The following is a 17877-nucleotide window of genomic DNA, read 5'->3' on the forward strand; positions in this document are numbered from 1 at the left end:
CCGGACCGGACCACCGAAGTGTCGGAAACACCGCTCACGAGGTGCGCAGGGCGTCGGTCGGGTTCAGGCGGGCGGCCCGGACCGCCGGGTAGAGGCCCGCGGCCGCCCCGATGACCAGGGCGGCGCCGAGCCCCGCCCACACCCCGTCCGCCGGCAGCAGCGGTTGCCAGCCGCGGTAGGTCGCGACCGCATACGTGACCGCGGCGGCCAGGACCGTGCCGGCCACGCCGCCGAGGGCGGACAACAGCAGCGACTCGCCCAGGAACTGCACGGCGATGTGGCCGCGGGCGGCGCCGAGGGCGCGGCGCAGGCCGATCTCGGTGCGCCGCTCCAGCACGGAGATGACCATGACGTTGGCGATGCCGACGCCGCCGACGAGCAGGGCCACGGCGCCGAGGCCGAGCAGGAGGGCGGTGGTCGAGTCGGCGACGAGGAGGCGGGAGGCCAGGGCGTCCGACGGGCGGCTGACCGTGACGCTGCCGGGCTCGGCCGGGTTGGCCGCGCGGCCCAGCGCGGTGGCGACCTGGGCGGTGCGGGCGGGGTCGGTGCGCACGTACAGGCGGGTCGGGTGGCCGTCGTAGCCGAAGTACTCGGCGGCGACCGGCTCCCCGATCAGCACCGCGCGGTCGATCTCCGGGGCGAGCTCGAACGGGCGCAGGATGCCGGCGACGGCGAACCAGTGCCCGCCCACCCAGATGCGGGTGCCGGGGTCGGCGCTGGTGATGCCGAGCGCGGAGGCGGCGGCGTGGCCGAGGACGGCGACCGGGTACCGGACGGTGGACCCGTTGAGGAAGACGCCCGTTTCCAGGTGGCCGTCGAGGGTGTCGAGCAGCGTGGGTTCGGTCGTGCGGACCTCGATGCCGCCGCCGCGGTACGACGGGATCCGGTCGGTGCGGAAGACCTGGACGTCCCGGACGGCGGCGGTGGCGGTGACCTTGTCCACGCCCCCCGTGCGCGACACGCCGGCCGGGGCGGTCGGCGGCAGCTTGGCCTCGTCGCCGCCGACGCGGGTGCCGTTGGCCACGGTGAGCAGGTCGGTGCCGAGGCGGTCGATCCGGGCGAGGAGGTCGGCCTGGCTGGAGCGGGCGATGCCGAGCACGCCGGCGATGGCGGCGATGCCGATCGCGATGCCCAATGTGGACAGTGCGGCGCGCAGGGTGCGGCTGCGCAGGCCCAGGGTGGCCAGGGCCGGCAGGTCGGCGGCGAGCACCCGTGATCTCATGCGACATCCCCAGAATCGGTTGCGATCCGGCCGTCGTGCAGGCGGACCTGGCGCGGGCAGGCGGCGGCGACGGTGGCGTCGTGGGTGATGACGAGCAGGGTCACGCCGCCGGCGTTCAGGTCCTGCAGCAGGGCGAGGATCTGGGCGCCGGTGGCGCTGTCGAGGTTGCCGGTCGGCTCGTCGGCGAGGACCAGCGCGGGCCGGCCGACGATGGCGCGGGCGATCGCCACCCGCTGGCGCTCGCCGCCGGAGAGTTTGCCCGCCTGGTGTACGGCACGATGCGCCAGCCCCACCCGCTCCAGTGCCTCGGCCGCGGCGCGGCGGCGGTGGCGGGCGGGCACACCGCGGTACAACAGGCCGGTGGCGACGTTGTCCACAGCGGACAGTTGGTCGAGGAGGAAGAACTGCTGGAACACGACGCCGAGGGCGTGCGCGCGCAGGCCCGACAGCTGGCGGTCGGTGAGGTGCTCGACGGCCCGGCCGGCCAGGTGGACCGTGCCCGACGTGGGGCGGTCCAGGCCGGCGGCGAGGTTGAGCAGGGTGGTCTTGCCGGAGCCGGAGGGCCCGACCACGGCCACCATTTCGCCGGTACCCACGGTCAGGTCCACGCCCCGCAGCGACTCGACCGGCGGGGTGCCCGGGTAGGTCCGGCCCGCGTTGTGCAGGCGCAGCACGACGTCGCTCACGAGGCCGGCACCTCGACCCGGGCGCCCTCGGCCAGTCCCTCGCCGGAGACCTCGACCGTGCCGGCGTTCTCGTCGAAGAGCCCCGGTTGTACCGTCACGAGCCGCCGCCCCGCCGCGTCCACGACGGCGACCTGGTAGCCGCCGCCCGCCCCGGCCAGCAGCGCGGTCACCGGCACGAGCAGCACGTCGCGCCGCTGCGCACCGGTGATCGAGACCTGCACGGGGGCCTGGTCGAGCACCGGCGCGCCGGGCGGGAGCGTGACGGTCACGATCATCGGTACCGTCGCCGGCCCGGGCTGCCCGTTCCCCTCCGTGGCCACCGTGGCGACCGTGCCGATCTCGCGCACCGTGCCGGCGACCGCCGCGTTCAGCCCGGGCACCGACACCTGCACCGGGTCGCCGGCGTGGACGGTGGCCTGCCGGGAGGCGGTCAGCGCGACGCGCACGACGCGGGCGGTCGACGACGCCGACAGCACCGGCGCGCCGGGCCCGGCCGAGCCGCCGGGCTGGACGAGGGCCTCGCCGGCGCGCAGCGCGCCGGGCAGGAACACGATCTGGCCTAGCGGCAGCTGCCCGGTGCGCTCGGCGACGGGCAACCCGCGGGCCTTCTGCCAGCGCCGGATCGCCGTCGCCGTGGCGTCGGTGAAGTGCCGGTCGACGGTGATGCCGTGCTGCGGGTCGAGGCCGAGCTCGACGAGGTTCTGCTCGAGCTGCTGCACGTCCGCGCCGTCGCTCATGCCGAGGGCGAAGTCGCGGTAGGCGGGCGTGGTGCCGTAGAGCAGCACGGCCGGGACGCCGCCGACCGCGAACAGATCGGCGCCGCGCACGACCGCGGTCCCGGGCGCGGCCACGGCGGTCACCACGCCCCCGGGCAACTGGCTGGCGATCGTGTACGCCCCGTCGAAGCCCAGCGCGCCGGCCACCTGGACGCGGGCCGTCACATCGCCGCGGGTCACCGGCGCGGTCGTCGTGCGCACCTGCGGCTCGGCGACCGGCGCGGCGGCGGGCCGGCGGGTCACCGCCCAGCCGACCACGCCGGCCGCGACCGCGAGCACCGCGGCGCCGCCCGTCCATCCCCGGCCCCTCACGAGATCGCGATCTTCTTGTCGTAGAGGTGCTTGCACGCGTCGATGGCGCTCAGCACCCGCTCGGACTTGCCCTCCTGCTCCAGCGGGGTACCGACGAGCGGGAAGGTGCCGTCGGGCTTCGGGTCGGGGAAGCCCTCGATGCCCTGGTCGCGCATGCACTTGGCGAACTCGCGCAGCTTCCGCATGTCGTCCGGGCCGGGCGTCGGGTCCCGGTGCGGGTCCGCCAGCGACATCGACTCGTCCATGATCGCCTTGCAGTCGGGCTGCTGCTCCATGATCGAGCGGATCTGCTCCTTGAGCTCCACGCCCTCGGCCGGCCAGACCAGATCGCCGTTCTGGATCTCGGGGTCCGGGAAGGCCGGGTACCCGTGGTCGCGGGCGCACTGCGCGAAGCGGCGCCCGATGCTCAGCGCCCGGTCCGAGTCGAAGCTTCCGCTCGGCGCCGCACCCGGGCCGCCGGCACCGGACGAGCAGGCGGTCAGGCCGCCGGCCAGCGCGGCCAGCAGGGCGATCGCCATCAACGGTCGACGTGTCATGGGCCCAGCCTGGCCGCCCGGACCGCCGCGCGCGTCTGGCCGCCGGCCGACCCCGGGATCTGTCGCACGACGGATGTCCGGGCCCGCTGCCCCACGTACGCTGGGCCGATGCAGATCGGTCCCGGGCGCCGCCGGCTCTGGCTGGACGTCGCGCTCATCGCCGCGCTCGTCGCCGCGACCGTACTGTGGAGCGACCTCCCCCGGATGTTCGGCGAACCGGACGACAAGGTCCTGTACACGTTCGGCTCGGCGGCGGCGTGGCGCACCCACGTGCTGTGGTGGTGGCTGTTCGGCGTGCCGGCCGTCGCCGCGATCCCGCTGCGGCACCGCCGGCCGCTCGCCGCGATGCTCCTGGCCGCGGTCGGGGCCACCGCGCACCTGCTCGACCCGTTCCTGAAGTCGCCGCCGCTGGACGCCGCCGCGCTGGTCGTCCTGTACGCGCTGGCCGGCTCGCACCACGCCCGCCGGACCGTCGTGGCCGTGCTGGTCGCCGCCGAGGCGGTGCTGTTCGCCGGTGGCCTGGGCAACCAGCTCGCGCTGTCCGCCGGGCCGAGCGCCACGTCCCCGGCCACGCGCGGCGAACGGCTGAGCAAGGCGGCGTACGGCATGCTGGACGGCAACCTCCTGCCGGCCCTGCTCGAGGTCGTCCGGTGGGTGAGCGTGCCCGCGCTGCTGCTCGCGGCCACCTGGGCGGTCGCCGACAGCGCGCGGACCCGCCGGGCGCACCTCGCGACGCTGCAGGCCCGCGCCGACGACCTGGAGCGCGAGCAGCAGCAGCGCACCGCCCTCGCCGTCGCCGCCGAGCGCGGCCGCATCACCCGCGAGCTGCACGACGTCGTCGCGCACGGGCTGTCCGTGATGGTCGTGCAGGCGCAGGGCGCGAAGGCGATGCTGACCCGCCGGCCCGAGCGCACCGACGCGGCGCTGGGCAACATCGTCACCACCGGCCGCGCCTCCCTGGCCGAGATGCGCCGACTGCTCGGCCTGGTGCGCACCGAGCCGCACCCGGAGCTGGCGCCCCAGCCGGGCCTGGCCACCCTGCCCGGCCTGGTCGACCGGGTGCGGGACAGCGGTACGCCGGTCGACTTCCGGGTCACCGGGGAGCCGCCGACGCTGCCGGCCGTCGTCGAGCTGGCGACCTACCGCATCGTCCAGGAGGCGCTGACGAACGCGCTCAAGCACGCGACGCCGGGGGCGCGCTGCACGGTCGGCCTCGCGTTCGACGCCGCCGGCGTGACCGTCCGGGTGGCCGACGACGGCGAGCCGGTGCCCGAACCGGTGCCCGGCAACGGCCTGCGCGGCCTCACCGAGCGGGTCCGCGCCCTCGGCGGCGACCTGCGGGCCGGCCCCGCGGACGGCGGCGGGTTCGAGGTGCGGGCCCGGCTCCCCGTCGCCGCCACGCCCGCGGAGCTCGCCGCGTGATCCGTCTCGTGATCGCCGACGACCAGCTGCTGGTCCGGGCCGGGTTTCATATGATCATCGACGGTACCGACGACATGGCGGTTGTCGGCGAGGCCGCGGACGGGCTGCAGGTGCTGGCGGTCGTCGCCGCCACCCGCCCGGACGTCGTGCTCATGGACGTGCGCATGCCCGGCATCGACGGCATCGAGGCGACCCGCCGCATCCGGGCCGCGCGCCCGCCCGGGGAGCCACCGCACGTGATCATCCTGACGACGTTCGACCTCGACGAGTACGTCTACGCGGGCCTGCGCGCGGGCGCGGCCGGCTTCCTGCTCAAGGACACCCTCGACGGCGAGCTGCTGCAGGCCGTGCGGGCCGTCGCGGGCGGGCACAACGTCGCCGCGCCGACCGTCACCCGCCGCCTCGTGCAGCACTTCGTCGCCACCGGCCCGCGCATCGTCGACACCGCGCCGCTGGCCACCCTGACCACCCGCGAGCGCGACGTCCTCGAGCGCATCGCCGAGGGCCTGTCGAACCAGGAGATCGGCGACCGCCTCGCGATCTCCGAGGGCACGGTCAAGACGCACGTCAGCCGCATCCTGGCCAAGCTCGGCCTGCGCGACCGCATCCACGCCGTCATCTACGCCCACCAGACCGGCGTGGCGCGGTAGGCCGCCGCGTTGCCCGGTCGGGGCCGGTCAGGTAGGTTTTTGCCCGGAGTGCCGGGAAGTCTGGTCGGCGTGTGTGTTCGCCGTGCCCACCGACAGGACCCCGCATGACCCTGCTGCTGTGCTTCGCCGCCACCCTGCTCCTGGCGGTGCTGCTGTCCGCGCTCGCGCACCGCACGGTGCTGTCCACCGCCGTGGTGTTCCTCGCGGCCGGGTTCGTGCTCGGCGACGGTGTGACCGGCGTGATCCACGTGACGGCGCAGTCGCCGATCGTGGCGCAGCTCGCGGAGCTGGCCCTGTTCGCGGTGCTGTTCACCGACGGCATGCGGGTCGGCTGGAGCGACCTGCGCAGCGCCTGGCGGCTGCCGGGCCGGGCCCTGGGCTGGGGCCTGCCGCTGACGCTGCTCATCACCGCCGTCATCGCGCACTACCTGGCCGGGCTGGGCTGGGCCGAGTCGCTGCTCATCGGGGCGATCCTGGCCCCGACCGACCCGGTCTTCGCCGCCGCGCTGGTCGGCAACGACAAGGTCCCGGCCCGGCTGCGGCACCTGCTCAACGTCGAGTCCGGGGTCAACGACGGGCTCGCCCTGCCGTTCGTGATCGTGTTGCTCGCCGTCGCGGCCGGCTCCCACGAGCTGCATCTCGGCGAGATCGGCCTCGAGCTCGTCGGCGGCATCGCGATCGGGATCGTCGTGCCGTGGGTGGCGATCAGGCTCGAACGGACCCGGCTGTTCGCGGTGTCGGAGCAGTACCTGCCGCTCAACGCCGTCGCGATCGGGCTGCTCGTGCTCGGCCTGGGCAAGGTGACCCACGCGAACCTGTTCCTGGCCGTGTTCGCCGCCGGGATCACCGTGGCCACCATCGGCCGCCGCGAGCGGGAGGCGTTCGAGCACTTCGGCGAGCTCGTCGCCGAGATCTTCAAGCTCGTCGCGCTGCTGGTCTTCGGCGCGCTGCTCACCCCCGGCCTGTTCGGCGGCATAGGCTGGGCCGGGTGGGCGTTCGCGGTCCTGGCCCTGGTCCTGGCCCGGCCGCTCGCCCTGTGGGTGTCGTTCCTGCGCTCCGGGCTGAGCGCGCGGGAGCAGGCGGCCGCCATGTGGTTCGGGCCCAAGGGGTTCGCCTCGGTCGTCTACGGGCTGCTGGTCCTGGCCTCCGGGATCGCCGCCGCCGAGCCGGTGTTCGCGCTCGTCGCCGTGACGATCGTGCTGAGCATCGTGCTGCACTCCTCCACCGACATCGTCGTCGCCCGCGGCTTCACCCCCGAGCTCATGCCGGCCTGGCAGCAGCGGCTCGCCACCAAGGGCCGGCAGCTGCTGCGCCGCCCGCCGACCGAAGGGACCACGCCATGAAGGCCCGCGATCTCGCCGCCGAGTTTCCGGTGGTACGCCCCGACACTCCGGCGATCGAGGCGGCGCGGCTCCTGGCCGGGCAGGACCTGCCGGGGCTGATCGTGCTCGACGAGCGCGGCTACCCGTTCACGATCCTGGCCGGCACGCAGGTGCTGCGCATGGCGGTACCGCAGTACTGCCAGGACGATCCCGCCCTGGCCCGGGTCGTCGACGAGCCGGCCGCGGACCTGCTGCTGCGCGAGCTCGGCGACCGTACCGTGGCCCAGGCCCTGCCCGCCGAGAAGCGTGAGCTGGCCGTCGTCGCCGCGGACGCCACGGTACTGGAGATCGCCGCCGTGATGGCCCGCACCCGGACCCCGCTCGTCGCGGTCGTCGACAAGCAGCGCAACCTGCTCGGCGCGATCACCCTGGACGCGCTGCTCGACCGGATGCTCGCCGAGTGAGTATTACCGCCTGGATCGCCGTCGCCGTGTTCGCCGGCGCGTACGTGCTCATCGCCACCGAGTGGGTCCACCGCGTCGCCGCCGCGCTCGGCGGGGCGGTCCTGATGCTGCTGATCGGCGCCACCGACGCCGAACACGCGTTCTTCTCCGCCGAGTCCGGCATCGACTGGAACGTCATCGTCCTGCTGCTCGGCATGATGCTCATCGTCGCCGTGCTCAAACGCACCGGCGCGTTCGAGTACCTGGCCATCTGGGCGGTCAAACGCGCCCGCGGCCGGCCGTTCCCGGTCATGGTCATCCTCGTCGTGGTGACCGCGGTCGCCTCGGCGATGCTGGACAACGTCACCACCGTGCTGCTCATCGCCCCGGTCACGTTCCTGGTCTGCCAGCGCCTCGCGGTGCCGGTCGCGCCGTACCTCATCGCGGAGGCCATGGCCAGCAACATCGGCGGCACCGCCACGCTCGTCGGCGACCCGCCCAACATCATCATCGCCAGCCGGGCCGGGCTGTCGTACAACGACTTCCTCAACCACCTCGCCCCGCTGATCGCGGTGCTGGTCGTCGTGTTCGTCGCGCTGTGCCGGGTGATGTTCCGCTCCGCGTTCCGCTACGACCCGGAGCGGGCCGCCACGGTGACGCGGCTGCGGGAGCGCGACGCGATCCGCGACCCGCGGCTGCTCGTGCTCAGCCTGGCCGTGCTCGCGCTCGTCACCGCCGCGTTCGTCCTGCACTCGGTCGTGCACCTCGAGCCGTCCGTGGTGGCGATCGTCGGCGGCCTGGCGCTGCTGGCGCTGTCCCGGCTCGACACCGGCGAGGTCGTCAAGGACGTCGAATGGCCGACCCTCGCGTTCTTCGCCGGGCTGTTCGTCATGGTCGGCGCGCTCGTGCACACCGGCGCCGTCGGCACCCTGTCCCGCTCGATCGCCGACGCGGTCGCCGGCGACCCGCACCTGGCCGCGATGGGCCTGCTCGGCGGGTCCGCGGTGCTCTCGGCGATCGTCGACAACATCCCGTACGTCGCCACGATGACCCCGATCGTCGCCGACCTCGCCGCCGCCGAGGGCAGCCACGGCGGCCCGCACGTGCTGTGGTGGGCCCTCGCCCTCGGCGCCGACCTCGGCGGCAACGCCACCGCCGTCGGGGCGTCGGCCAACGTCGTCATCCTCGGCCTGGCCGAGCGGGCCGGGCAGCGGATCAGCTTCTGGCAGTTCACCAAGTACGGCCTCGTCGCCGCCGCCGTCACCGTCGCGATCTCCGCGGTGTACCTCTGGCTGCGCTACCTCGCCTTCACCTGATCCGGCGGGGTCCGGCCGAACGCGGCGACCCGCCCGGCGACCGCGGGCCAGTCCGGCGCGCACCACACGAAGTGCCCCGCGGCCCGGCTCTCCACCAGCTCGGCGCGGGGCAGCCCGGCGACGAGCGCCTCGGCGTGCGCGAACGGCACCCCGCCGTCGGTGCGCGACGCGACCACCAGCGCCGGCTGGGTCACCGCGGCGCACAGGTCCGGCGCCGGGCGCATGTCGCGCACGAAGCCGCGGCCCGACCGCATCGCCGCGAACAGCCGCAGCAGCATCTCGGCGTCGCCGTCGGTCAGCTCCGCCGGGCCGCGGACGGTCGACAGCGGGGACAGCAACGAGCCGAGCGCCCGCCGGCCCCGGGCGCGCAGCAGCATCCGGATGCCCGCCCACGTGGCCGCCTCGACGCCGGGCGCGAAGACGATCCGGCCGCCGATGCGGGTCCGCCGGTCCGGCCACGGCAGCGGGCCGACCGCGCTGACGAGGACCAGCCGCTCGACCAGGTCGGGGTGCCGGGCGGCCAGCGCGACCGCGGTCGGGCCGCCGCCGGAGATCCCGACGACCGCCGCGACGCGGGCCACATCCAGGTCCGCGCACAGCGCCCGGACGGTGTCCGTGTACGCGGCCACGGTCCGGCCGCTGCGCACCGGGGTCCGGCCGTACCCGGGCCGCGAGGGCGCCAGGACCGAGAAGCCGGCCGCGGCGAACGGCTCCTCCCCCAGCGCCAGCCCGGCCCGCATGTGCCCGCCGTGCAGGATGAGCAGGACGTCGTCGCCGCGCCGCTCGAAGCGGAACTCGACCGGCCCGCCCGCGGTCGCGCGCACCTCGGTCGGCAGCGGCGCCATGCGAGGCCGCGCCACCTCAGGCCTCCGCGCTGACGTAGCCGGGCCGGTGAACCGGGGTCGCGGCCGGGCGGCGGGTCCACAGCACCAGGGTGGCGGCCGCCGCGGACACGGCCGAGCCGAGCAGGACGGCCAGCCGGGCGTGCTCGTCCGCGACGCTGCCGGAGCCGAACGCGAGCTCGGCGATCAGCAGCGCCACCGTGAACCCGATCCCGGACAGCAGCCCGGCCGCCACCAGGTCGCGGCGGCCCAGCCCGCGCGGGAGGGCCGCGCCCGTCAGCCGCCGCGCGAGCCAGGTCGCGCCCAGCACCCCGACTGGTTTCCCGAGGATCAGTCCGGCGAGCACACCGAGGGTGACCGGGTCCCGCAGTGCCGCGCCGAACGACGCCGCACCGGCAAGCGGTACACCCGCGGCGAAAAAGGCGAAGACGGGCACCGCGAATCCGGCCGACACCGGCCGCCACCGGTGCTCCAACCGGCCCGCGACGTCGTCACCGCCGGACGGGCGGACCGGCACCGTGAACGCCAGCAGCACGCCCGCCACGGTGGCGTGCACCCCGGAGGCGTGCACCAGCAGCCACACCGCCACCGCCAGCGGTCCGAGCAGCCAGCGGGTGGGCGGTCCGCCGCGGCGCACCACCCACGCGAACGCGGCGAGCGGCACCAGCGCGGCCAGCAGCGGCAGCACCGCGAGCGCCGCGGTGTACGCCACCGCGATGATGCCGATCGCGAGGAGGTCGTCGACCACGGCCAGGGTGAGCAGGAACGTGCGCAGCGCCGGCGGCACCCGGGAACCGGCCATCGCCAGAACCGCGAGCGCGAACGCGATGTCGGTCGCCGTCGGCACCGCCCAGCCCTCCGGCGCACCGCCGGCCCGACCGTTGACCAGCAGATACAGCATCGCCGGTACCGCCATGCCCCCGACGGCCGCCGCCACCGGCAGCACCGCCCGGCGCGGGTCGCGCAGGTCCCCGGCCACGAACTCCCGTTTGAGCTCCAGCCCCGCGACGAAGAAGAACACCGCGAGCAGCCCGTCGGCCGCCCACGCCGCCAGGCTCAGGTCCAGATGCCACGCCTCCGGGCCGAACCGCAGCTCGGCGAGGTGCGCGTAGCCGGCGGGCCACGGTGAGTTCGCCCATCCGAACGCGGCCAGGGCGGCCGCGAGCAGCAGCAGCCCGCCCACGGTCTCGGTGCGCAGCAATTCGGCGATTCGGCGGGTCGCAGCCATGAAACTCCTCCGGGGTCGGTCGGCACCACCATCGCCGACCAGACTTCCCGGCACACCATGAACCAGCCTATCCGCGGACCGCGGCGACGCAACGCCCCGAAACCCGAGTGCTCCCGTCGGCGGCCCGATTCCAACCTGCCCGGCGACCATGACGAACACCGCACGGGTTCATGACAACACCGCGACGTCGGGTTCAGAAGGAGCCGCAGGCCGCGTTCGGGTCGGGGGCGGGAAACACGTCGATCTCGAGGGCGTCCGGGCCGGAGGTCGCCTGCATCGCGACCGCGCCGCAGGTCCACCTGCCGGTCTCCGGCTTGGCGAGGACCTGCTCGACCCAGGTCTGCGAGCGCGCCGCGTAGTCGGCGCCGGCGGGCAGGACCGCCGTGGCGCAGTCGTGCAGCATGGTCAGGCCCATGGACTCGAAGGTGCCGGGCGCGCCGGCGTTGGCGGACAGCACGCAGTCCACCTCGTTCAGCACGCTCTTGTCGTGCGACACGTGCGCCGTCAGGGTGCCGCCGCCCAGGAACCCGAGCGAGAGGACGTTCGTGCCGGTGCGCTGCCCGTCGCCGACGGAGACGTTCTCCAGGCTGGTGCCGGACAACCAGCGGTCGAACGTGACCGGCAGGGTCTTGCCGGGCGCGCACCCGTGCCGGCCGCAGCCGGGCGTGACGGGCGAGGGCGTGGCGTTGTCGACGGCCTCGCGCTCGGCGGTCACCTGGTTCGCGGAGCGCAGGTCGAGGCCGATGTAGATCGCGGCGCCGATCAGGATCAGCAGCGCCACGGCGCCGCACACGATGAGGAACGTGTAGGACTGTTTCGGGGGTGGCTCGTCTTCGGACACAGCGCAGTTGATATCACGCCGGGACGCATCAGAACGCCCCGGTGCGCCCTGATCGAGCCGCGGCGTCACCGCGGCGGCAGCGGCGACGCTCCGGCCGCCCGGCCCAGCGGCGGCAGCCCGTAGCGCGCGTACGGGTCCAGGTGCGCGCAGGCCCAGGCGTCGCCGGTCGCGACGCCGCAGTCGTGCATGTCGTTGCACAGGTCCGGAATCACGAACGCGACGGTGGGCAGCCGGGCCGGGTCGGCCGGCCACGCGGAGTACGGCTGGCTCGGCGCCAGTGCACCATGGCCACCACCCTACTCATCGGACGCCGTGCGCGGCCGGGGCGCGGGTTCAGCGGGCTCTCAGTCCCGGGCCGCCACGCTGGCCGGGCCTCGGCTTTCAGCGGGCACTCAGGACGGTCGGTCTAGGTTTGCCCCGATTCATGGGGAAATCAGCGGAATGCAGTCGTGAGGGAGAGCCGTGTCCACTGTCACCGCCAGGTCGGTGAGTTCGCGCGGGTGGCTGACCAAGGTGCCCGCGATCACCGCCACGTTCTGGGTCATCAAGGTGCTGTCCACCACGATCGGGGAGACGCTCGCCGACTACCTCAACGTCAACGTCGGCCTCGGTCCCGCCGTGACCGACGGGATCATGTTCGCCTTCCTCGTCGGCGCGCTGATCCTGCAGTTCCGCACCCGCGCCTACACGCCGTGGGTCTACTGGCTCTGCGTGGTGCTGGTGAGCATCGTCGGCACCCAGATCACCGACTTCTTCACCGACACCCTCGGCGTGCCGCTCGCCGTCAGCACGGCCGTGTTCGCGGTCATTCTCGCGGCCGTGTTCCTGATCTGGTACCGCCAGGAGCGCACCCTCGCGATCGCCTCCATCAACACGCCGCGCCGCGAGGGGTTCTACTGGGGCGCGATCCTGACCACCTTCGCGCTCGGTACCGCCGCCGGCGACTTCGCCACCGAGGCGCTCAATCTCGGCTTCCGCAACGGGGCGCTCGTCTTCGGCGGGCTGATCCTGGCCACGTGGATCGCGTTCCGCCTCGGCGCCGGCCAGGTGCTGACCTTCTGGATCGCCTACGTGCTCACGCGGCCGCTCGGCGCCTCGCTCGGCGACCTGCTCACCCAGGACAGGGACCTCGGCGGCCTGGCCCTGGGCGCGAGCGCCACCAGCATCCTGTTCCTGGCCGCGATCATCGTGCTCGTCGTGCGCGAGCAGGTGCTGGTGAGCCGGCACGGCGTGGCCGAGAAGGGCGCCGGCCCGAACGGCGGCCGCGGCCGGGACTACGCCTGGGCCGGCGCCGCCGCCCTGGCCGTCGTCGTCGCCGGGTTCGGGCTCAGCCTCGCGCAGGGATCGCCGCCGGCGACGGACCCGCAGGCCGGCGTGGCACAGGACCCGGCCGCGGTGAGCGGGTCGGGCGGGGCGAGCGTGGCCCAGGCGGTACACCCGACAACCAAACTCGGCAACCTGAGCCGGTTCGCGGTGATCGTGTCCGACGTCCGGGCCAAGGTGACCCAGCACGACCTCGCGGGGGCCAGGACCCGGGTCAAGGACCTCGAGGTGGCCTGGGACGACGCCGAGGCCGGGCTCAAGCCGCGCGACTCCACCCGATGGCACCAGCTCGACGGCCAGATCGACGACGTCCTCACCGCCCTGCGCGCGGCGAACCCGGACGAGACCGCGTGCGCGTCCGCCGTCACCACGCTGATGAACACCCTGAACACGTTCGACGGGGTCTGACCGCGGCCCGCCGCCGTAGATTCGCACCATGACGACGTTCGCACTGATTCCCGGGGCCGGCGGCGACGCCTGGTACTGGCATCGCGTCCAGCCGATCCTCGAGGCGGCCGGGCACCGGGCCGTCGCCGCCGAGCTCCCCGGCGACGATCCGGCGGCCGGCTGGGAGGAGTACGCGAAGTCCGTCACCGACGCCCTCCCGCCGGAGCCCGGGGAGCTGGTGGTCGTCGGCCAGTCGATGGGCGGGTTCACCGCGCCGGTCGTCGCCCAGCGCCGCGGCGCCCGGCGCATCGTCCTGGTCAACGCGATGATCCCGCGGCCCGGCGAGACCGGCGGCGCCTGGTGGGACAACGTCGGCCAGGCCGCCGCGGCCCGCGCCTACGCCGTGGAGCAGGGCCGCGACCCCGACGCCGGGTTCGACCTGCGCGAGCTCTTCTTCCACGACGTGCCCGCGGAGGTCACCGAGCGGGCGATGACCGGCGGCAAGGAGCAGGCCGACACCCCGTTCGGCCAGGTCTGGCCGCTGGACGCCTGGCCGGACATCCCGACCACGGTGCTCACCGGCGCCGACGACCGCCTGTTCCCGGCCGTACTGCAGGCGCGCGTGGCCCGCGAGCGGCTGGGCCGGACGCCGGCCGTACTGCCGGGCGGGCACCTGATCGCCCTGGGCCACCCGGAGGCGGTGGCCGCCGCCCTCCTCGCGGATCACTGAGCCGGCGCACCGGTCACTGCGGCCGGGTGAGGCCGAGGTCGTACGCGATGATGACGGCCTGCACCCGGTCGCGGGCGCCGATCTTGGCCAGGACCCGGCCGACATGGGTCTTCACGGTGGACTCGGACAGGACCAGGCGCTCGGCGATCTCGCCGTTGGTCCAGCCCTGGCCGATCGCGACCAGGATCTCCCGCTCGCGCTCCGTCAGGGTGTCGAGGCGCGGGTCCGGGGCCGGATGCGCGCCGCCGCCGGCGAGGTGTTGGGTGAACGCGTCCAGCAATCTGCGCGTCAGGGCGGGCGCGATCACCGCGTCGCCGCCCGCGACGGCGCGGATGCCCGCGAGGAGCTCCTCCGGGTACGCGTCCTTGAGCAGGAACCCGCTGGCGCCCGCGCGCAGGGCGGCGTGCACGTACTCGTCCAGGTCGAACGTCGTGAGCATGAGGATGTGCGAGCGGCCGCCCGACTCGACGATGCGGCGGGTCGCCTCGATGCCGTCCATGCCCGGCATGCGCACGTCCATGAGGATGACGTCCGGATGCAGTTCGGCCGCCCGCCGTACCGCATCCGCGCCGTTCGCGGCCTCGCCGAGGACCTCCGTGTCAGGGCTGCTCTCCAGCAGCATCCGGAAGCCGAGGCGCTGCAGCGGCTGGTCGTCGACGATCAGGACGGTGATCATTCGGGTCGGCTTCCGGGCGGCGGGGTCAGGTCCAGGTCGGCGGTCACGGTCCATCCTCCGCCGGGAGCCGGGCCGGCGGTGACCGATCCGCCGTACAGGGCCGCGCGTTCGCGCATGCCGAGCAGGCCGTGGCCCGGTTCGCCGGTGCCCGTGGTGCGCTCGGGCCCGCCCGTGTCGCGCACGACGATGTGCAGTCGCGCATCCTCGGCGCGCAGGGACAGGGCGACGCGGGTGTGCGGGCCGGCGTGCTTGAGGGTGTTCGTGAGGGCTTCCTGCACGATCCGATACGCCGCCAGTTGTACTCCCAGATCCAGCGCCGAGAGGTCGCCCGTGCTCTGGTACTCGACGTCCGGGCCGGCCGCGCGGATGTGCCGGCACAGCGGTTCCAGGTCGGCCAGGCCCGGCTGCGGGCTCAGACCGTCCGCCTCCTCGCGCAGGACGCCGAGCATGCGGCGCAGGTCGGCGAGCGAGCGGCGGCCCGTGTCGCCGATCAGCCGCAGCGCCTCCTTGCTGCGCTCGGGGGCCACGTCCGCCGCGTACCCGCCGCCGTCGGCGAGGGTGACGATGACCGACAGGCTGTGGCCGAGGATGTCGTGCATCTCGCGGGCGACCCGGGTGCGCTCGGTCGCGGCGGCGAGGCGGCTGCGCTGGTCGCGTTCGATCTCGAGCTGGACCGCGCGGTCGCGCAGGGCGGCCACCTGCGCGCGGCGGACCCGGATCGCGAACCCGAGCGCGACCGCCGCGGTGCCGACGCTGGCCATGAAGAACAGCACGTCCGGCGTCGACACGGCGCCGGCGAGGCGCACGATCACCAGCGCGGCCGCGACGAGCAGCGCGGGCACCGCCCACACCAGCCGGTTCAGGCGGCCGTGCAGCACCAGGCTGTACAGCGCGACGAGCAGCGCCACGTCCGCGCGCAGCATGATCCCGGCGGCCCACTCGGCGATGAACACCGCGGCGACGGCGTGGAACGCGACCAGCGGGGCCCGGCGGCGCCACCACAGCGGGACGAGCAGCGCGCTTTGGAGGACGAGCATTTCCGGTACCGGACGCTGGGTCAGGTGTATCGGCCCGTCCGGACGGTCACCGCCCGGTGCCAGCTCGGGCGCGCAGAAGAGGAGGAAGACCACGAGCACGACGGCGGTGTCGAGCGCCCACGGGTGCCGGGCGTCGAACTGGCGCATCCGCTGCCCGGCCCGGAACAGCCAGGCAGCGTTCTCGTCGGTGCTCACGGTCTCATCCTCCCCCGCGGCTCAGGCGTCCGTGCGCAGCAGCCGGATCGCGGCTCAGGCGTCCGTGCGCAGCAGCCGGATCGCGGCGCCGGCCAGCGCCAGGACGGTCCAGCCGAGCAGCACGAGCAGCCCGGCGCCCGCGGTGAGCGTCCCGCTCACGTGGTGCAGCGCGAAGATCGACTCACCGGCGTTGCTGGGCAGGTACGGCGTGATGTCCGTCCGCCACGACTTCGGCAGCAGCGACATGAGGCCGGGCACCAGCAGGAACAGCCCGACGAAGGCCGAGATGCCGCCGGCGGTGGAGCGCAGCAGCGCGCCGAGCGCCACCCCGATGACCCCGGCCAGGGCCAGGTACGCGCCGGCGCCGAGCAGGCCGGTCAGCACGCCGCCGGCCGAGAGGCCCATCGCCTTGTCCGTGCCGGACAGCACCGCGCTGCTGATCAGGAACGCCCCGAGCGCGCCGAGGGTGCCGGCGACGAAGGCGATCACGCCGTACACGGCGGCCTTGGACCACAGCACCGGCAGGCGGCGCGGGACGGCGGCGAGGGTGGATCGGATCATGCCGGTCGTGTACTCGCCGGCCGTCGTCAGCACCCCGAGGACGCCGAGCGCGATCGTCGCGAACGTCGTGCCGAACAGGGCCAGGCTGTAGGCGGTGCTGCCGGCGAAGTCCGGGTCGACCTGCCCGGCGGAACTCATCGACCTGTACCGCAGCGCCGCGATCGCGCCGAACGCGAGCAGGAACAGCAGCGCCAGCCCGAGGGTGATCCAGGTCGAGCGCAACGACCATTGCTTGTACCACTCGGAGCGCACCACCCGGGCGCCGGTGACCTTGTAGGCGGGGGCTGCGGTGCGCACGACCTCCGGGCGGGTCTCGGTCAGGATGCTCATGCGGCGGCCCTCGCAGGGTTGGTGGCGGCAGTGGTGGCGTGGTACTCGACGGCGTCCTTGGTCAGGTCCATGAAGGCCTCCTCGAGCGAGACCGCCTTCGCGGTGAGCTCGAACAGCGCGATGCCGTGCTCGGCGGCGGCGAGGCCGATGGCCCGCGGCGTCAGGCCGGTCACGCTCAGCTGCTCCGAGCCGGGCCGTCCGGTGACCTCGACGCCCGGCCCGGCCAGCACCCGGCGCAGCTGTGCCGGGTCGGCGGTGGCCACGACGACGGTGTCGCCGCCGGCGGTGCGCACCAGGTCCTGCACCGTGGTGTCGGCCAGCACGCGGCCCCGGCCGACGACGATGAGGTGGTCGGCGACGAGGGCCATCTCGCTCATGAGGTGCGAGGAGATGAAGACCGTGCGGCCGGCGGCGGCGAGGCCGGTGAGCAGCGTGCGGATCCACAGCACGCCCTCGGGGTCGAGCCCGTTGACCGGCTCGTCGAGCATGACCGTCTGCGGGTCGCCGAGCAGCGCGGCGGCGATGCCGAGGCGCTGGCCCATGCCGAGGGAGAACGCCCCGGCGCGCTTACGGGCCACCGCCTGCAGCCCGGTCAGTTCGATCACGTCGCCGACCCGGCCGCGCGGGATGCCGTGCGTGTGGGCGAGCGCCATGAGGTGGTCGAACGCCGACCGGCCCGGGTGGATCGACCGCGCCTCCAGCAGCGCGCCGACCTCCTGCAGCGGCGCCGCGTGCCGGGCGTACCGGCGGCCGTTCACGGTCACCGTCCCGCTCGTCGGGGCGTCCAACCCGATGATCATGCGCATCGTGGTGGACTTGCCGGCGCCGTTCGGGCCGAGGAAGCCGGTGACCGCGCCCGGCCGGACGGTGAAGCTCACCCCGTCGACGGCCGTCTTGTCGCCGTACCGCTTGGTCAGTTGCCGTGCCTCGATCATCGTGCTCCCCCTCGGAGTTCCGCGTCTCACCACCGACGCTAGGCGCGCCGCGGCCCCGGTCCGTCGTACCGCGGTTCCGACCTGCGCCCGGCCCGTAGTACCGCGGT

Annotated in this window: 19 protein-coding genes; 7 read left to right on the top strand and 12 right to left on the bottom strand. The window is 74.5% G+C overall.

Going from position 1 to position 17877, the window contains the following annotated elements; translation table 11 throughout:
• Positions 1-34 precede the first annotated feature (34 nt).
• Genes ACQPZ4_RS30080 through ACQPZ4_RS30095 form a run of 4 tightly spaced genes read right to left on the bottom strand, consistent with a single transcriptional unit; the run spans position 35 to position 3532 of the window.
• A complete protein-coding gene (locus ACQPZ4_RS30080) occupies positions 35-1222 on the bottom strand; it encodes an ABC transporter permease (protein ID WP_433042625.1) in 1188 nt (395 codons plus the stop codon).
• Positions 1219-1908, bottom strand: coding sequence for an ABC transporter ATP-binding protein (locus ACQPZ4_RS30085; protein WP_433042628.1), 690 nt, complete (start codon positions 1906-1908; stop codon positions 1219-1221). Before ACQPZ4_RS30085 ends, ACQPZ4_RS30080 begins: the two co-directional genes overlap by 4 nt.
• Positions 1905-2996 carry a peptidoglycan-binding protein gene (locus ACQPZ4_RS30090; RefSeq protein ID WP_433042631.1) on the bottom strand — a complete coding sequence of 364 codons (1092 nt, stop codon included), beginning with the start codon at positions 2994-2996 and terminating at the stop codon, positions 1905-1907. Before ACQPZ4_RS30090 ends, ACQPZ4_RS30085 begins: the two co-directional genes overlap by 4 nt.
• Positions 2993-3532, bottom strand: coding sequence for a hypothetical protein (locus ACQPZ4_RS30095; protein ID WP_433042634.1), 540 nt, complete (start codon positions 3530-3532; stop codon positions 2993-2995). The genes ACQPZ4_RS30090 and ACQPZ4_RS30095 overlap by 4 nt, the downstream gene beginning before the upstream one ends.
• Positions 3533-3640: 108 nt before the next feature.
• Between ACQPZ4_RS30095 and ACQPZ4_RS30100 the strand changes: the two genes are divergently transcribed.
• The 5 genes from ACQPZ4_RS30100 (at position 3641) to ACQPZ4_RS30120 (ending at position 8685) form a co-directional block, all read left to right on the top strand.
• Positions 3641-4954, top strand: coding sequence for a sensor histidine kinase (locus ACQPZ4_RS30100; protein ID WP_433042637.1), 1314 nt, complete (start codon positions 3641-3643; stop codon positions 4952-4954).
• A gap of 50 nt (positions 4955-5004) precedes the next feature.
• Entirely contained in the window at positions 5005-5604 is a 600-nt protein-coding gene (locus tag ACQPZ4_RS30105; RefSeq protein WP_433066717.1) for a response regulator, read from the top strand.
• 104 nt (positions 5605-5708) lie between these two features.
• Positions 5709-6947, top strand: coding sequence for a cation:proton antiporter (locus ACQPZ4_RS30110; RefSeq protein ID WP_433042640.1), 1239 nt, complete (start codon positions 5709-5711; stop codon positions 6945-6947).
• Positions 6944-7390, top strand: a complete 447-nt coding sequence (locus ACQPZ4_RS30115) for a CBS domain-containing protein (RefSeq protein ID WP_433042643.1) — start codon at positions 6944-6946, stop codon at positions 7388-7390. Before ACQPZ4_RS30110 ends, ACQPZ4_RS30115 begins: the two co-directional genes overlap by 4 nt.
• On the top strand, positions 7387-8685 hold the full coding sequence (locus tag ACQPZ4_RS30120; RefSeq protein ID WP_433042646.1) for an SLC13 family permease: 1299 nt from the start codon (positions 7387-7389) through the stop codon (positions 8683-8685). The genes ACQPZ4_RS30115 and ACQPZ4_RS30120 overlap by 4 nt, the downstream gene beginning before the upstream one ends.
• Here the strand turns inward: ACQPZ4_RS30120 and ACQPZ4_RS30125 are convergent.
• The 4 genes from ACQPZ4_RS30125 to ACQPZ4_RS30140 form a co-directional block, all read right to left on the bottom strand.
• Positions 8667-9530 (bottom strand): alpha/beta fold hydrolase, encoded by an 864-nt coding sequence (locus tag ACQPZ4_RS30125; RefSeq protein WP_433042649.1) that lies wholly within the window; start codon positions 9528-9530, stop codon positions 8667-8669. The genes ACQPZ4_RS30120 and ACQPZ4_RS30125 overlap by 19 nt on opposite strands.
• Before the next feature lie 16 nt (positions 9531-9546).
• Positions 9547-10755: a Na+/H+ antiporter NhaA gene (nhaA, locus tag ACQPZ4_RS30130; RefSeq protein WP_433042652.1), complete on the bottom strand. Its 1209-nt coding sequence runs from the start codon at positions 10753-10755 to the stop codon at positions 9547-9549.
• Positions 10756-10948: 193 nt separating this feature from the next.
• Positions 10949-11596 carry a hypothetical protein gene (locus ACQPZ4_RS30135; protein WP_433042655.1) on the bottom strand — a complete coding sequence of 216 codons (648 nt, stop codon included), beginning with the start codon at positions 11594-11596 and terminating at the stop codon, positions 10949-10951.
• A gap of 65 nt (positions 11597-11661) precedes the next feature.
• Positions 11662-11808, bottom strand: coding sequence for a hypothetical protein (locus tag ACQPZ4_RS30140; protein WP_433042658.1), 147 nt, complete (start codon positions 11806-11808; stop codon positions 11662-11664).
• 250 nt (positions 11809-12058) lie between these two features.
• Between ACQPZ4_RS30140 and ACQPZ4_RS30145 the strand changes: the two genes are divergently transcribed.
• The gene (locus tag ACQPZ4_RS30145) at positions 12059-13327 is read left to right on the top strand and encodes a COG4705 family protein (protein ID WP_433042661.1); all 1269 of its coding nucleotides are present in this window, start codon (positions 12059-12061) and stop codon (positions 13325-13327) included.
• A gap of 28 nt (positions 13328-13355) precedes the next feature.
• Positions 13356-14036 (top strand): alpha/beta fold hydrolase, encoded by a 681-nt coding sequence (locus ACQPZ4_RS30150; protein WP_433042664.1) that lies wholly within the window; start codon positions 13356-13358, stop codon positions 14034-14036.
• A 13-nt stretch (positions 14037-14049) separates the two neighbouring features.
• On the opposite strand, the gene ACQPZ4_RS30155 is transcribed toward ACQPZ4_RS30150, so the two are convergent.
• The 4 genes from ACQPZ4_RS30155 to ACQPZ4_RS30170 are packed head-to-tail and all read right to left on the bottom strand — an operon-like array spanning position 14050 to position 17770.
• A complete protein-coding gene (locus tag ACQPZ4_RS30155) occupies positions 14050-14712 on the bottom strand; it encodes a response regulator (RefSeq protein WP_433042667.1) in 663 nt (220 codons plus the stop codon).
• Positions 14709-15944 (bottom strand): sensor histidine kinase, encoded by a 1236-nt coding sequence (locus tag ACQPZ4_RS30160; RefSeq protein ID WP_433042670.1) that lies wholly within the window; start codon positions 15942-15944, stop codon positions 14709-14711. The genes ACQPZ4_RS30155 and ACQPZ4_RS30160 overlap by 4 nt, the downstream gene beginning before the upstream one ends.
• A gap of 54 nt (positions 15945-15998) precedes the next feature.
• Complete coding sequence (locus ACQPZ4_RS30165) at positions 15999-16835, bottom strand: ABC transporter permease (RefSeq protein WP_433042673.1); 837 nt, start codon at positions 16833-16835, stop codon at positions 15999-16001.
• A complete protein-coding gene (locus tag ACQPZ4_RS30170; protein WP_433042676.1) occupies positions 16832-17770 on the bottom strand; it encodes an ABC transporter ATP-binding protein in 939 nt (312 codons plus the stop codon). The genes ACQPZ4_RS30165 and ACQPZ4_RS30170 overlap by 4 nt, the downstream gene beginning before the upstream one ends.
• Positions 17771-17877 lie beyond the last annotated feature (107 nt).

It is taken from the genome of Dactylosporangium sp. CS-033363, assembly GCF_050942475.1.
In the GTDB taxonomy this organism is placed as follows: Bacteria; Actinomycetota; Actinomycetes; order Mycobacteriales; family Micromonosporaceae; genus Dactylosporangium.